Raw genomic sequence first — 14,659 nt, forward strand, 5'->3', positions numbered from 1 at the left:
AGGACGCACGCTGTTGGCGTGCCGCCGGACGCGGGCAGGCAAAAGCGCGCAGCCTAGCATATTCCATCGCCGCGGGCGCGCCACCGGCCCCGGAGGCCGGCATCACCCCTCGGTTCGAGACCGGGTCAGCGGACAGGACTGGCAGTAGGCCACCGGGCAGGCGGCACGGTAATAGAGGCAGCAGCTGCGCCGATAGCGCACCTCGACGCCATCCGCGCGGCGGGTCTTGGCGTGATGGAAACGCGCCAGCGGGTTGAAGTCGATGCCGAACAGCTCGGGCTCGGCCTCGAGCAGGAAGCGGTAGTCCGCCTCACAGCGCCGGCGCGCGGCGGCATCGACCAGCCCGCCTTCGAGCTCGATCAGGCGGCGCTCGTAGAGTGAATAGACCCGCACCGCCAGATTCTCCCAAAGCATGCGCGGCGGCACGCCGCCCACCTCGCGCAGGGTCTGCCACAGCGGTGTGATCAGCCCGGTGAACAGCTGCTTCAACAAATCGTGACGCGCGTGCTCCCGCGCCGCCGGCGCCCAGTGCTGAAGTTGCAGCGAGCGCAGTGGCAGCGTCGAACGCCACGCCTGGCCATCGTGGCGGATATCGATCAGGCAGTTGCCCGGCGCCAGATCGAGCCCGCGATCGCACACCGAGAGCAGATAGAGTGGCGCGCCGGTGAGCAGAAAACCCAGGCGCTTCGACAGCAGCGAGGCGGTGGTGCGCCGGTCGGGCGAGCCGAGAATCGGCCCCAGACGGTCCAGCAGTTCAGCGCAGCGCCGGGGGTCGCAGAACGCCGTCATCGATAGAGCCGCCGCCTCCGCGGCATCCGCCGACTCGAGGCACAAGGCCTCATGCAGATAGCGATGGTGCTCGGCCGCCACTGGAGCGCAATCCTGGTGGCCAAGCGGGTACCGCGCCGCTGCCGGCATCATCACGTTGCCCCCTTGCCGAACGGAATGCATAGCGGCGTATGGAAGAATGGATCCTCGATCACCCGGCACTCGAGCTGGAATATCTCTTTGACCCGTTCACGGGTGATCACCGTCTGAGGCCGCCCCTGGGCGTGAACGCGGCCCGCGCGAATCGCCACGATATGATCGGCATAGCGGCACGCCAGGTTGAGATCGTGCAGGACCATGACAATGGTCTTGCCGGCATCGCGGTTGAGGCTGACGAGTAACTCCAGCACCTCCATCTGATGGGTCAGATCGAGAAACGAGGTGGGCTCGTCGAGCAGCATCAGCGGCGTGTCCTGAGCTACCGCCATGGCGATCCAGGCACGCTGACGCTGGCCACCGGAGAGCGTCTCGACGCGCTGCTCGGAAAGGTCGTGAAGGCCGGTCCTCGAAAGCGCCTGCGCGACGGCGCGTTCATCGTCTTCGGACCACTGCGCCAGCCAGCTCTGATGCGGATGGCGGCCCAACCCCACCAGTTGACGCACGCTGATGCCCTCCGGCGCCACCGGGTGCTGTGGCAGTAGCGACAAAGTCCTGGCCACCGCCTTGGTCGGCCGCTGCCGGATATCCTCACCGTCGAGAGCGACCTGACCCTGCCACGGCGTCAGCAGTCGAGCCAATGCTTTCAGTAGCGTGCTCTTGCCGCAGCCGTTGCTGCCGACCAGCACCGAGATGCGCCCTTCCGGCAGCTCGAGCGACAGCTCGCGCAGGATGGCCTGCCGCTGGTAGCCCAGCGTGAGTCGGTTCGCAGAGAGAGTCGCCATGGCGTCAGCGTGCCTGTTTCATCATCAACCCCAGAAAGAACGGCGCTCCGATGGCCGCCACGAAGAGCCCCGCCGGCAGATCCAGCGGCGGAAACAGCAGCCGCCCGGCAAGATCTGCCGCCATCGTCATGCCCGCGCCGACCAGGATTGCCATGGCAATCTGCGCCGCGCCCGGCTGGCGCAACAGACGTCTCGCCACATGCGGTGCCACCAGGCCGACGAAAGCCATCGCCCCACCCCAGGCCACTGCGATACCCGCCAACCCCGCCGCCAGCAGGATCAACAGCGTGCGTGTCCACTGTACCCGCACCCCGATACCCACCGCCAAGCCGTCGTCCAGCGGCGCCAGCAAGGCAAGACGCACCAAGGGCATCAGCGCCACCAGCGCCACGCCGAAGCAAGCCGCGAGCCACCCGACATCGGACCAGTTGCCGCCGTAAACGCTGCCGGTCAGCCATACGTAGGCCGACAGTGTGGTGGTGAGCGGACTGGACACCAGCACGAAGGTCGTCACCGCACTCAGCAACGTCGACAGTCCGATGCCCATCAGCACCAGCCGCAGCGGCGTCGTCCCCCCGCGCCAGGCCGCGAGCATCACCAGCAGTACCGCGAGCAGCGCCCCCAGGGCCGCCGCCAGCGGCATCCAGGCGGTGCCGACATCGGCGGCCAAGAATGCCAGATAGCCGACCGCCAAAGTCGCGGCGCCGACGGTCACGCCCAGGGTATCCGGCGACGCCAGCGGGTTGCGCATGACCTGCTGCAGCAACCAGCCAGAAAGCGCCAGGGCCGCCCCCACCAGCGCGCCTAGCAGCGTCCGTGGCAGGCGCAGCTGCCACAGGATCAGGCCAGCGCCGCTATCGGGCGAGCGCAGTGCCACCAGCCACTGCGGCGCAGACACGGCAGCCTCGCCGAGAGCCAGCGAGGCCAGCAGAATCAGCAGTACCACCAACAGTGCCAGCGCCACACGGCGCCACGCTCGCCAGGTAACGACACGCGAAAAGGGTCCAAGACGCAGCGCGCGAGCCTCACCCATGGCGGCCCCCCTGGCGACGCACCAGTGCCATGAACACCGGCGCCCCGAGTAGCGCCGTCATCACGCCGATGGGCACTTCCCGGGGCGGAATCAGGGTCCGCGCCATCACGTCCGCGACGAGCAGCAGCATGGCACCCAGCAGCGCCGCCAGCGGCAGCCAGTGGCGATGATCCGGCCCTGCCAGACGTCGCGCCAGGTGCGGCACTATCAGCCCGATGAAGACGATATTGCCCGCCATCGCCACCGCCGCGCCCGCCAACAGCACCACACACACGACCGAGATCAGTTGCAGGCGCCGCACCGAGATACCGGCGCCGACTGCCACCGCCTCCCCCGCCGCCAGCACGTTCCACTGCCGCAGACAGGGCCAGCACGCCAGCAGTGCCGCCAGCGTGACCAGCATCAGCGGCCAGACCTGCGTCAACGGCCGGGCCGCGACCGACCCTGCCAACCAGAACAGCATCGTATCCAGCCCCTGCTGATCGATCACCAGCAGCGCCTGACTGAAAGCATGGAACAGCGCACTCAACGCGGCGCCGGCCAGGATCAGTCGCAGCGGCCCACTCGGGGCTGCTGGACGCATGGCTATCGCCCAGACCGCCAGTGCCGCCAGCGCCGCGCCTGCGAAGGCGCCGCCGCTCGCCAGCCACGCTGGCAAGCCGCTCCCCAAGGTGACCAGACAGACCACCACCAGCAGCGCGCCAGCGTTGACGCCGAGCAGCCCAGGCGATGCCAACGGATTGCGGGTCAGGGTCTGCATGATACCGCCGGCCACGCCCAACCCTGCGCCCACCGTCAGTGCCACCAGGGTGCGAGCCATACGGGTGGTACGAATGAGCAGATCATCGACATCGGTCGGTGACGGCGACCACAGCGCCTGCCATACCTGCAGCGGGCTGGACCAGTGAGCCCCCGCCATCAGGCTCACCACCACGGCGATGGCCAGTCCGGCGCTAGCCAGTCCGACGATAGCCAGAATCGTGCGCAGGCTCATGCCGAGGCCTCGGTGGTATCCAGCCACGCATCCAGGTCGTCGAGCATGCCAAATACACCCAGGATGCCCCCGGAGAGACTCCAGGCTACCGGATCGACCTGCCAGACACGTCCCTGACGCACCGCCGCCAGACGCTGCCAGAGTGGATGCGCGCGCAGACGTCCGTAGTGCTCGCGTGCGGGCCGGTCGCGCGGCTGCAGTAGGAAGAAGACGTCGGCGTCGAGCGCCGGCAGGCTCTCCACGCCGCTCAGTGTCAACAGCACCCCAGGCTGCCCCTCGACCTGTCGGGGCCAACCAAACCCGAGCTGGGTCAGTACCGAGCCGCCGAAGCTGGGCGCCAGGTAGCTGCGAATCTCGCCGGCCCTGACATCGAGCAGTGCCACCGTCAGCGGCCAGCGCGCGCCGAAACGCTGCTGCAGTCTTGCGCGTAGTCCCGCCATGCGCGATGCCAGCACCCGCTGCAGAGACTCGGCCCGAGCCTGGCGGTCGAGTGCCTGCGCCATCGTCTCGAGGGTATATCGATAGTGGTAGATATCATCCAGCAGCGTCAGCGGAGCCAGCGCCGACAGCAGCGGCGCGATACGCTGATGACGGAAACGCGAAGCCACGATCAGATCCGGCTCCAGCAGTGCGATCCGCTCCAGGTTGGGCTGTGTCTCTAACCCCAGAAGCGCGGACTGGGCCAGCGCTGGGCGCAGATAGGGGTAGATCGGCTGATACTGCCATGACAGCACGACCCCGACCGGAACCACGCCGAGCGCCACCGCCGTATCGGTGGCACCCTGGAACAGCGTGGCGATCCGCTGCGTTCGGCGCGGCGCGCTTGGCTCTTCCCGGCGCGTGATGCCGACGCGCGCCAACGCCGGCATGGCACCCAATGCCAGCGTCGGCATGGCGCCCAGTGCCAGCGCCCGGGCCATGAACTCACGACGTTTCATCGCGGGTCCGCTCGATCACTCGGCACGCCAGCGCGGCTGATATCGTCGGCGACATCAAAAGTCCACGCTGTAGCCCAGGGTCAGAGTCCGCCCTCGCCCTGCGAAGTAGCGTTCGTTCATATAGTCCGCATTGGGGCTATCCAGCGCACTCTGCGAGTAGTAGGTGATGTACTGCTTGTCGAAGAGGTTAGCGACGGCGAGATTCAACTGCCCCACCGGTAGCCGATAGCCGACGGCGGCATCGACCAGGGTGTAACCGTCGAAGTCGGTGTCCCAGCCATTGCTGCTGTCGTCGAAATCCTTGTCGAAAGCGTGATTGATCTGCACGAACGACGTCCAGCGCGGAGACCACCGGGCGCTCCAGCTCGCGACCAGCCGGTCCGGCGCCACGTTGAGCCCGTTCAGCTTGGCATCCAGGGTGCCATTGTCGTCACTGTCGTAACGTCCCTTCATGTGGGAGTAGCCAAGCCGGGCGCTGTGACGGTCGTTGAAGCGATAGCCGACGGACGCCTCGATGCCTTCGATCTCGGTCTTCTCTCGCTGCATCACGAAGGCATCGTGGCGGGTCGTCAGACGCGTGCCATAGTCGGAAGACGACACGTAATAGCTCAGCTCGGCGTTGAGGCGACCATCGTCATAGCGCACCCCGGTCTCGATATTGTCGGTCACGATGGGGCGCAGATTCTCGAAGCGGTCGACCGACTGTCCGGGCGTGTCGATACCGCGCAGCACGCGGCCGACATCGGGAATGGCAAACCCTTCGGAATAGCTGGTGAACAGGCTCCAGTGTTTCACCGGTCGCCATACCACACCGGCGTTGTAGAGGGTCTCGTCGAAGTCGGGGGACCCGCCGTCTACCCGCACACCGTTGTTGGCGGCCACCGTGCGGTAACTATCGACATCGAGCTTGGCGTATTCGTAACGCGCCCCGGCCGAGAAGGTCAGCGACTCGATCGGGCTAAAGTCGATCTGGGCGAACGGCGACAGATCGGTGTATTTCACCTTCGGCACGTAGGTGCGATCGGTGCCCCACAGATACTGCTCGGTATCGTCGCGCATGGCGTCGAAGCCGAAGGTCAGCTTGACCCGGTCATCCCACAGCCCCTCCTTGGTCAGCGAGGTCTTGATGCCGTACTTGCGAGTCTCGGCCATGGTCTGGTCGTAGAGCGTCCCGACCGGCGCAATCGCGGGATCCTGGAAGGTGCCGGAGTTGGTCGCCCCGAACAGTGATTTGTAATCCTGGTAGAAGCCCAGCACATTGAGATGCATGCCGGCGAGATCGTAATCGTCCCAGGTGACGCCAGTGGTCCAGACACTGTTGAAGGGCGCCGAGCCTTCTGGATCGCCACGGCGCGAGGTCGTGGGGACACCGGCGTTACGATCGCCAAGCACGCTGACGTAATCGTTCTGCCCCTCGATGCGATAGCGATTGACACTCAACTGCAGACGCCGGTCTTCATCGAACCAGTAAGCGATCTTCCCGAAGACATCGTAGGCGCGGGAGTTCATCAGGTCGCCCTGGGTATTGTCGACGCCGATCGCATCACCCTTCCCATCCAGGAACAGCCCCTGGTCCTCGTAGCTCAACGAGAACAGGTAGTCGACCGGCCCACGATTGCCGCTGACCGCGTAGTTGGTGCGGTAACTGTTGGTATCGCCATCCAGCTTGGAGGTCGGCGTGGTGAGCTGGGCCTCGAAGTGCTGATTGAGCGAGCCCGGCTCGGGGCGTTTGGTGATCAGGTTGATCACCCCGCCGGCGGCGCCCAGACCGTTGGTGGCGTTGGCCCCCTTGATCACCTCGATATGATCGATCATCGAGAAGTCGATGGTGTGCAGCTCGCGCCCCGTGGGCCGCAGCGGATTGGACTGCGGGATACCATCGATCATCACCAGCGGCGTGCGTCCGCGCAGGGTCTCGCCACTTCCGCTCATCTTCTGGCGCGGCGGTGAATAGTCCGGCAGCAGGTTACTGAGTATCTCGGAGGAGTCGGAAGTGATGCGTCGCTGCTGTTCCAGCTCCTGGCGTGAAATCACCCGGATCACCTGCGGGGAGTCCTGCTGTTCGGCACCCGAGCGCGTCGCTGTCACCACCAGCGGTTGTTGATCAGCACCGTCTGCCATCACACCCGGCGACGCCATCAGTGTCGCTAGTGCGCCCCAGACCATGCCGGTTCCCTTTGATCCCATGTCTCGCCTCTTGTTTTCGATCTTGTCGAGTCGTCACGCGCTCCAGCCACCGCCGTGAACGCCGGCGGATTATTGCAAATGAAATGCATAATTATCAACGAATGAGAATCGTTTGTTTTTGAATGAACCAACATTGCCCTCTCCGGCTGTCTGAGCAAGCAACACGAGGGGCCGCCCGCAAATAATCCGCGCGCCGTCTTGACGCCGACCGCGGCGTGGACGAAGGTCAAGCCTGATTTCGGGGCGTCGCCCCGGCGCCTGCGTGCGACACCCGCCGGCCAGCCCCCGCTTACCTCTCACCGGAGACCCTAGACGCATGACACAGAGTTCGTCCCCTCAGCCCACCCCGGGCGATGGACCCCGCTATATCGCGCACCGTGGTCTCTCCGCGCGCGCGCCGGAGAATACGCTGGCGGCGGTGCAAGCCGCGCATGCGGCCGGATGCCGGTGGGTAGAGCTGGACGTTCAACTGCTCGGCGACGGCACCCCGGTGCTGTGGCACGACGCCGGGGTCAAGCGCTGCTCCAACGGGCGCGGCAAGCTGTTCCGCTTCGACGCTGCCAGCGCCGCGCGGCTCGACGTGGGCGCCTGGTTCGGTGAGCAGTTCCGCGGCGAGCGCATGGCTACGCTCGAGGCAATGCTGGCACTGCTCAAGCGTCTCGACATGGGCCTCAATCTGGAGCTCAAGGTGACCCGCGGGCGCAATGCGATCGAGCTGGTCAAGGCGGCACTGCCGCCGACCCTGGAAGCCCTGGCACCGGAGAAGCTGATCGTCTCTTCGTTTGACCGTCACGCCCTCACCGCAGCGCGGGCGCTGGAGGCGAACCCGGATCGATTGCGCCTGGGCGTGCTCGACGACAAGGCGCCCAAGCGCTGGTGGCGCGAGACCGAGCGGCTCTCCGCCTACAGCCTGCATCTGGACTGGCGCAAACTGAAGGTCAAGCGCGCCCGCGAGATCGCCGACGAGGAGATCAAGCTGTTCTGCTACACCGCCAACGACCCCGTCGCCTTCGACAAGCTGTGGGAGTGGGGCGTGGACGGCGTGATCAGCGATGACCCGGTGCGCTTCATCGAGCATGCCGGCCAGCAGCAGATCCATACCGAGTCGCAGCGCGGCGGCGTCTGACACAGCGCACGAAAAGCGCCCGTTAGTCGCGTCAGTTAGCGTCTTTGACCGCGACCGCCCCGGGCTATGATGCCAACCTGCCCGTTTCCAGGTTGCGAGCCGTCCATGAATCCCTCCACCCTCATCGGCATGGTCGCCAGTGCGCTGCTGCTGGTGACCGTCGTGCTCTTCACCGCTCAGGCCCCGAGCAGCTTCTTCAATCTGCCGGGGCTGGCGATCGTGCTCACCGGCACCCTGGCCGCCAGCTTCATCAGCTATCCGCTCGCCGAGATGCAGCGCCTGTGCCGCCAGATCGCGGTGGTGTTCCGGCGCGAATCCCAGCAGAGCGAACTCGATGCCGACCTCGACCAACTGGTCGAAATGTCGCGCCACTGGAGCCGCGGTAACATCCGCGCCATCGAGAGCGCGCTGGAGGGCGTCACCAACCCCTTCCTGCGCACCGGCATGCAGATGGTGATCGCCAACAGCCGCGAGGAGGAGATTCGCGAGATGCTGCGCTGGCGCATGGTGCGGGTGAAGGCGCGCGAGCGCACCGAGGCGCAGATCCTGCGTACCATGGCGATCTACGCCCCGGCATTCGGCATGCTCGGCACCCTGGTCGGGCTGATCAACATGCTTGAGGTGATCCAGGCCGGCGATCTGACGATCATCGGTCCGCGTCTGGCGGTGGCGCTGATGTCCACCTTCTACGGCATCCTGCTCGCCAACCTGGTGTTCAAGCCGATCGCGGTGAAGCTGGAGCGGCGCACCGAGGCGCGACTGATGGCGATGACGATGATCCTCGAAGGCATCATGATGGTGAGTAAACGCCGTCTGCCCGCTTTCATCGAAGAGGCGCTCAACACCTACCGCGTCGAACATCGCGACGAGATGCGTGACCCGCGCCAGGCCGCGGCCACGGATCTCTCGTCCCCGACCTCATGAGTGGCACCACGGACTACGCCGCGCGGGGCCCCTTCGCCGAACTGCTGTTCGACGACGACGCCCTGGCCGAGGGTGGGCGTGGCAGCGAGAGCGACTCCTGGCTGATGAGCTATCTCGACCTGCTGCTGTTACTGGTCACCTTCTTCGTGCTGATGCTGGCGCTCTACGGCGGCCAGCTCGCCTCCCCTGAACAACCCGCTACGCCCCAGGTCGCGCTGGCGCTCAAGGTGCCGGCACCCGTGCCTCCCAAAGCCGCCCCAAGCGCCGCCCAGATCGGTTTCTATCGGCCGCCGCGCCAACTGACGGCTGCCCCCGTGGCCAGCGATGTCGGCTTCTACGCGCCGCGACCGGCCCCGCCGCCGCTGGTGCCGATGACACCGCTGCTGTTCGCGGTGCCGCTATTCGACCTGCCCGACCCGGTGGACGAGACACTGCCGCAGATCGACGGCGTCCAGGTGACCGCGATTCCGCACGGCTTCAATCTGCGCATCCAGGATCATCTGCTGTTCGACTCCAGCGCCGTCGGCGTCAGCGACAAGGGCCGCGCGCTGCTGCAGAAGATGATCCCGCTGCTGCAGGAGTTCCAGGGCACCATCTCGGTCGAAGGGCATACCGACAGCGTGCCGATCTCGACCCAGCAGTTCCCCTCCAACTGGGAGCTCTCCGCGGCGCGTGCCGCCGCCGTGGTGCGCGCACTGCGTCTGGACGGCATCGATGGCGGTCGCCTGCGCGCCATCGGCTACGCCTCAACCGAGCCGCTGGCCGACAACGACACCCCCGCCGGCCGGGCACGCAACCGCCGGGTGGAGCTGGTACTGCAGGAGACTGGCAGCGACGGCTCGTGAGCCGCGCGACGCGCGATTTCCCTGGCCGGCGAGAAGCTGCGACAATCCGCGCGTCGAGAGCGACGTGTTCGGGAAACGGGTGAGAGCCCCGTACTGCCCCCGCAACGGTAATCGCGTCAGACACCGGTGGATCTTGTGTGTCCAGCCACTGTGAGCATCGGCGCCCTCTATTGCGGCGCGCCATCCACTCATGGGAAGGCCCGGTGTCGGGTGATCGAAGATCACCGCGCGTGAGTCCGGAGACCGGCGTCGTTCTCTTCACTGGTTGATGCGGAGGGCTCAAACCAGTGACGACAGCGCACGCCGGCCGCCCAGAATGCGTTGGCCGGAGTATTTCGTCACGCCGTTCCCTCCCATCGCGTCATCGCAACACAAGGAACCGCCCGCGGCGCCACTGCGCCGCGTACGAGAACGGTTCCGATACGCGTTTGGGGATCATCTTTCATGGGTTACCGTCCTACCGTCATGGCCCACGGCGTCGCCATGGCCCTGCTGCTGCCAAGCCTCGGCGCCGCAGCCCAGCAGCTCGACGACGTGCAGGTCACCGCTAACCGGCTGCCACAGTCGCAGGCCGACGTGCTCGCCAGCACCACCATCATCGACCGCGCGGAGATCGAGCGCAGCCAGGCCGACAGCGTGATCGACCTGCTGCAGAACCGCGCCGGTATCGAAATCACGCAGAACGGCGGGCCCGGCACCATTACCAGCCTGTTCATGCGCGGCACCGAATCCGACCACACCCTGGTGCTGGTCGACGGTGTACGCATCAATGCCGCCACCAGCGGCGGCGCCAGCCTGGAGTTCCTGCCGGTCGAGGCGATCCAGCGCATCGAGATCGTGCGCGGCCCGCGCGCTGCCGCCTACGGCGCCGATGCCATCGGCGGCGTGATCCAGATCTTCACCCGGCGCGGCGGCGAAGGGACCCAAGCGGCTCTGTCCCTGCGCGCCGGCGACCAGCACACGCAGAAACAGAACCTGTTCTTTTCCACCGGTGACGCCGCTACCCGCCTCAACGCCAGTCTGTTCCGGCGCGACGGCGACGGCTTCAACGCCCTTGCCAGCGACGCCAGCGGCGAGCGCGATGGCTTCAAGCGCGGCGGGGCTCAGTTAGGGCTATCGCACCGCTTCGGCGCCAACGCCAATCTGAGCCTGAATGCCCTGCGCCAGGATACCGACGCCGACTACGACGACTGCTTCCCGCTCAATGCCAGCACCGCCAGCAACGACTGCCGCACCGACGGCTATCTGCAGACCTTCGGCGGGCGCTACGATCTGGCTCTGGCGCCCGACTGGGACATGGCGATCAGCGCCGGGCACTTCGACGAGCGCCGCGAGGAGCGCTACGCCGGCGAGCGCTATAGTGTCACCGAATCGCACCGCAACGAACTCGGCATCCAGCACAGCTTCACCCGCGCCAACGGCGTCGACACCCTGGGGGTGGACTACCGCCAGGAGCATGTCGACTTCGACTCAGCCAGCCCGTTCGCCGGGCGCTACGCCAAGGACAGCCGCGAGAACTACGGCCTGTACGGCATGCTGCAGCGCGAGTACGGGCGCCATGAGCTGAGCGGCTCGCTGCGCTACGACGACGATTCACGCTTCGGCGACGAAACCACCGGCAGTGCCGGCTACGCCTACCGTCTGACACCGGCACAGCGCCTCGGGCTGGTCTACTCGACCGCCTTCAAGGCGCCCAACCTGATCGATCTCTACGGGCCCTACGGCAGCAACCCCGACCTCGACGCCGAAACCTCGCGCAACCTGGAGGCGTTCTGGGCCATCGAGCATGACGCCTGGAATGCACGCGTCAGCGCCTTCGAGAACCGGATCGACGATCTGATCGCCTTCGACGCGGCCTTCGTGCCCTACAACGTCGACCGCGCGCGTATCCGCGGTGTCGAGCTGAGCGGTGGCTGGCAATACGCGGGCCTCTCGCTGCGCGCCAGCCTGACCCATCAGGAACCGGAAGACCGCGACAGCGGTGAACGCCTGAAGCGCCGAGCCAGAACCTTCGGCCGTCTGGATGCCGACTACGCCTTGGGCGACTGGCGCTACGGCGCCACCCTGCGCGCCGCCGGCGACCGTCGCGATACCCGCTACACCTTCCCCTATGGCGACACCACCGTCAGCGGCTACGGCATCGTGGATCTGCGCACGGCGTGGCAGGTGACGCCGAAGGTCGAACTGTCGGCCAAGCTGGATAACGCCTTCGACCGCGACTACACCCTGGCCGAGGGCTATGACACCCAGGGCCGCTATGTCGAGGCCGGCGTCAAGCTGACGCTGTAACTGTCCATCCCGATGGCGCCCTCATCCATTGGCGGCCTCATCCATTGGTGGCCAACGCCGGGTGAGGGTGTGCTGACGCCACGAGCGGCGCCATGCCTCCACGACCGGCACTTTGCGTCGTGACGACCCCGTGATACTGTATATTTGAACAGCTTCCGATCACGGAGTCGTCATGTCGTCTCCCACCCCACCGCGCGATCCCTACGCCGCGTCACCGGGCCCGCTCAAGGGCCGCGGCGCGACCTTCAATCCGCATAACCGCTTTCAGCCGAGCCATACCGAAGCCTTCGACGATGGCTGGTGGCAGGAGGCGCTGCCGCAACGCATACCCACCCAGATCCAACACGAGACGCCGCGCAGCGCACTCTCCTGGAACCACTCCCCGGACCTGGGCTTCGACCGCTCGCTCAACCCCTATCGCGGCTGCGAGCACGGCTGCATCTACTGCTATGCCCGCCCCAGCCACGCCTACTGGGACCTGTCGCCGGGCATCGACTTCGAGACTCGGCTGATCGCCAAGCAGGGGATGGCGGCGCGGCTGCGCGAGGAGCTGTGCAAGCCCGGCTACCGCTGCCAGCCGATCAACCTCTCCGGCAACACCGACTGCTACCAGCCGATCGAGGCCGAGTACGGCACCACCCGCGAGCTGCTGACGCTGCTGCTCGAGTGCCGCCATCCGGTCACGCTGGTGACCAAGAGCGCCCTGATCCTGCGGGATCGCGACCTGCTGGCCGCACTCGCCGAGCAGCGCCTGGTGCGCGTCTTCATCAGCCTCACCAGCCTGGACAACGAGCTCAAGCGCACGCTGGAGCCGCGCGCCGCCTCGCCGGCGGCCCGGCTCAAGACACTGGGCGAGCTCGCTGCCGCGGGTATCCCGGTGGGCGCCCTGCTGGCGCCAGTGATTCCGGCGATCAACGACCACGAGATAGAGACACTGCTCGAACGCGCAGCCGAAGCCGGCGCCACCAGCGCCAGCTGGACCCTGTTGCGTCTGCCACGGGAGGTGGCCCCGCTGTTCGAGGCGTGGCTGCAAGCCCACTACCCTGAGCGCGCCGGCAAGGTGATGAGTCTGATCCGCCAGTCGCGTGGCGGCGCCAGCAACGACAGCCGCTTCGGCCACCGTATGCGCGGCGACGGGATCTTCGTCGACATGATCGATCAGCGCTTTCGCCGGGCCGCCGGTCGCCTGGGCCTGCAGCGGCGCCCCGACCAGGGGCTCGACACCCGCCATTTTCGCCCGCCTCACCGCCAGCAGGATCTGTTCAGTTGAGCTTCTGCTCGAGCCGCCAGCGTGGCACGATAAGGGTTCCGCGTTCCTGAGAATCCGCGTTCTTAAGATTCCTTTAAGTCATGGCCCCGATCATGGCGACATTCGCATTCGATGGTCGCAAAACATGTGCCATCGTTTGCCTTTTGCGCACTCTCCTTTCATAAAGGGCGGGTCTCCAGCGCACGGCCGGCGCGCCCTCTTGCCAGGAGCGGCAAGGGCGGCGTGGCGGAGCGTCCAATAAAAGTCCCATCGCCAGGAACTCAGCGTCAATGCACTCTCCACAGCTCTCGATTCTCATTCCCGCCAAGGACGAAGTCGGCAATCTGCCGGGGCTACTCGACGAAATCTCCCGTGCCCTGCAGGAGATAGCGCACGAAGTGATCGTGGTCGACGACGCCTCCAGCGACGGCTCCTGGGAGATGCTGACGCGCCGCGCCGCGGCCGATTCACGCCTGCGTCCGCTACGCCATGCGCAGAGTGCCGGCCAGAGCACCTCGGTGTGGCAGGCGGCCTGGGCCGCCCGCGGCACCTGGCTGGCGACCCTCGACGGCGACGGCCAGAACGACCCCGCCGACCTGCCGCGACTGTTCGAGCGCGCCTGTCGGGGCGACGTGGTGATGGTCGCCGGCCACCGCACCAATCGCCGTGACGACTGGCTCAAGCGAGTCTCGTCGAAGGTCGCCAACCGGGTCCGCTCGGCGCTGCTCAACGATGCCACCCCGGACACCGGCTGCGGGCTGAAGATCGTACGCCGCGACGCCTTCCTCAACCTGCCCTACTTCGACCATATGCACCGTTTCCTGCCCGCCCTGGTGCGGGCCCAGGGCGGCGAGTGCGTGTCGCTGCCGGTCAACCACCGCCCGCGCGGCACCGGGGCCTCGCACTACGGTCTCAACAACCGTCTGTGGGTCGGTCTTGTCGACATGGTCGGGGTGATGTGGCTGCGCCGGCGCAGCCGCCTGCCGGCGGCGATCGAGCCGCTGGCAATGACCGAGCGCCCGGCCGCGACGGTGGCACCCGAACATCTCGACGGGGAGGCCCGCGCATGAGTGCCGAGTGGGTATGGGTGGCGATCGGGTTCGTCGGTCAGGCGCTGTTTTCGGCGCGCTTCATCGTCCAGTGGCTGGCCAGCGAGCGCGCCCGGCGCAGCATCGTACCGGTCGCCTTCTGGTTCTTCAGCCTGGGCGGCGGCGCCACGCTGCTCGCCTATGCCCTCTATCGGCGCGACCCGGTGTTCATCGCCGGCCAGGGCGCCGGGCTGATCATCTATGTCCGCAATCTGATGCTGATTCGCCGCGAGAAGCGCGAAAGCGCCGCACCCAGCCAATCCTCGTCCTGAGCGGA

13 protein-coding genes and 1 riboswitch are annotated in these 14,659 nt (G+C 66.7%); of the genes, 7 read left to right on the forward strand and 6 right to left on the reverse strand.

Annotation, left to right across the window (positions count from 1 at the left end; translation table 11 throughout):
- Positions 1-102 precede the first annotated feature (102 nt).
- The 6 genes from J0A90_RS03430 to J0A90_RS03455 are packed head-to-tail and all read right to left on the reverse strand — an operon-like array spanning position 103 to position 6,861.
- Positions 103-870: an IucA/IucC family C-terminal-domain containing protein gene (locus J0A90_RS03430; RefSeq protein WP_207037120.1), complete on the reverse strand. Its 768-nt coding sequence runs from the start codon at positions 868-870 to the stop codon at positions 103-105.
- A 50-nt stretch (positions 871-920) separates the two neighbouring features.
- Positions 921-1,709 carry an ABC transporter ATP-binding protein gene (locus J0A90_RS03435; protein WP_207037119.1) on the reverse strand — a complete coding sequence of 263 codons (789 nt, stop codon included), beginning with the start codon at positions 1,707-1,709 and terminating at the stop codon, positions 921-923.
- Between the two features lie 4 nt (positions 1,710-1,713).
- A complete protein-coding gene (locus J0A90_RS03440) occupies positions 1,714-2,742 on the reverse strand; it encodes an iron ABC transporter permease (RefSeq protein WP_207037118.1) in 1,029 nt (342 codons plus the stop codon).
- Positions 2,735-3,736, reverse strand: a complete 1,002-nt coding sequence (locus tag J0A90_RS03445; protein WP_207037117.1) for an iron ABC transporter permease — start codon at positions 3,734-3,736, stop codon at positions 2,735-2,737. Before J0A90_RS03445 ends, J0A90_RS03440 begins: the two co-directional genes overlap by 8 nt.
- On the reverse strand, positions 3,733-4,674 hold the full coding sequence (locus tag J0A90_RS03450; protein WP_207037116.1) for an iron-siderophore ABC transporter substrate-binding protein: 942 nt from the start codon (positions 4,672-4,674) through the stop codon (positions 3,733-3,735). Before J0A90_RS03450 ends, J0A90_RS03445 begins: the two co-directional genes overlap by 4 nt.
- A 54-nt stretch (positions 4,675-4,728) precedes the next feature.
- Positions 4,729-6,861 carry a TonB-dependent receptor gene (locus J0A90_RS03455; protein ID WP_207037115.1) on the reverse strand — a complete coding sequence of 711 codons (2,133 nt, stop codon included), beginning with the start codon at positions 6,859-6,861 and terminating at the stop codon, positions 4,729-4,731.
- Positions 6,862-7,177: 316 nt separating this feature from the next.
- On the opposite strand from J0A90_RS03455, the gene J0A90_RS03460 reads away from it, so the two are divergent.
- The 7 genes from J0A90_RS03460 (at position 7,178) to J0A90_RS03490 (ending at position 14,654) form a co-directional block, all read left to right on the forward strand.
- Positions 7,178-7,987 carry a glycerophosphodiester phosphodiesterase family protein gene (locus J0A90_RS03460; RefSeq protein WP_207037114.1) on the forward strand — a complete coding sequence of 270 codons (810 nt, stop codon included), beginning with the start codon at positions 7,178-7,180 and terminating at the stop codon, positions 7,985-7,987.
- A 105-nt stretch (positions 7,988-8,092) separates the two neighbouring features.
- A complete protein-coding gene (locus J0A90_RS03465) occupies positions 8,093-8,911 on the forward strand; it encodes a motility protein A (RefSeq protein WP_207037113.1) in 819 nt (272 codons plus the stop codon).
- Entirely contained in the window at positions 8,908-9,756 is an 849-nt protein-coding gene (locus J0A90_RS03470) for an OmpA family protein (RefSeq protein WP_207037112.1), read from the forward strand. Before J0A90_RS03465 ends, J0A90_RS03470 begins: the two co-directional genes overlap by 4 nt.
- 31 nt (positions 9,757-9,787) lie before the next feature.
- Positions 9,788-10,023: riboswitch (cobalamin riboswitch) on the forward strand.
- 177 nt (positions 10,024-10,200) lie between these two features.
- Entirely contained in the window at positions 10,201-12,045 is a 1,845-nt protein-coding gene (locus J0A90_RS03475) for a TonB-dependent receptor domain-containing protein (RefSeq protein ID WP_207037111.1), read from the forward strand.
- Between the two features lie 172 nt (positions 12,046-12,217).
- Positions 12,218-13,315 (forward strand): PA0069 family radical SAM protein, encoded by a 1,098-nt coding sequence (locus tag J0A90_RS03480; RefSeq protein WP_207037110.1) that lies wholly within the window; start codon positions 12,218-12,220, stop codon positions 13,313-13,315.
- A 269-nt stretch (positions 13,316-13,584) separates the two neighbouring features.
- Positions 13,585-14,364, forward strand: a complete 780-nt coding sequence (locus J0A90_RS03485; protein ID WP_207037109.1) for a glycosyltransferase family 2 protein — start codon at positions 13,585-13,587, stop codon at positions 14,362-14,364.
- Positions 14,361-14,654, forward strand: coding sequence for a lipid-A-disaccharide synthase N-terminal domain-containing protein (locus tag J0A90_RS03490; protein ID WP_106419978.1), 294 nt, complete (start codon positions 14,361-14,363; stop codon positions 14,652-14,654). Before J0A90_RS03485 ends, J0A90_RS03490 begins: the two co-directional genes overlap by 4 nt.
- Positions 14,655-14,659 lie beyond the last annotated feature (5 nt).

This window comes from Salinicola sp. DM10 (assembly GCF_017306975.2).
In the GTDB taxonomy this organism is placed as follows: domain Bacteria; phylum Pseudomonadota; class Gammaproteobacteria; order Pseudomonadales; family Halomonadaceae; genus Salinicola.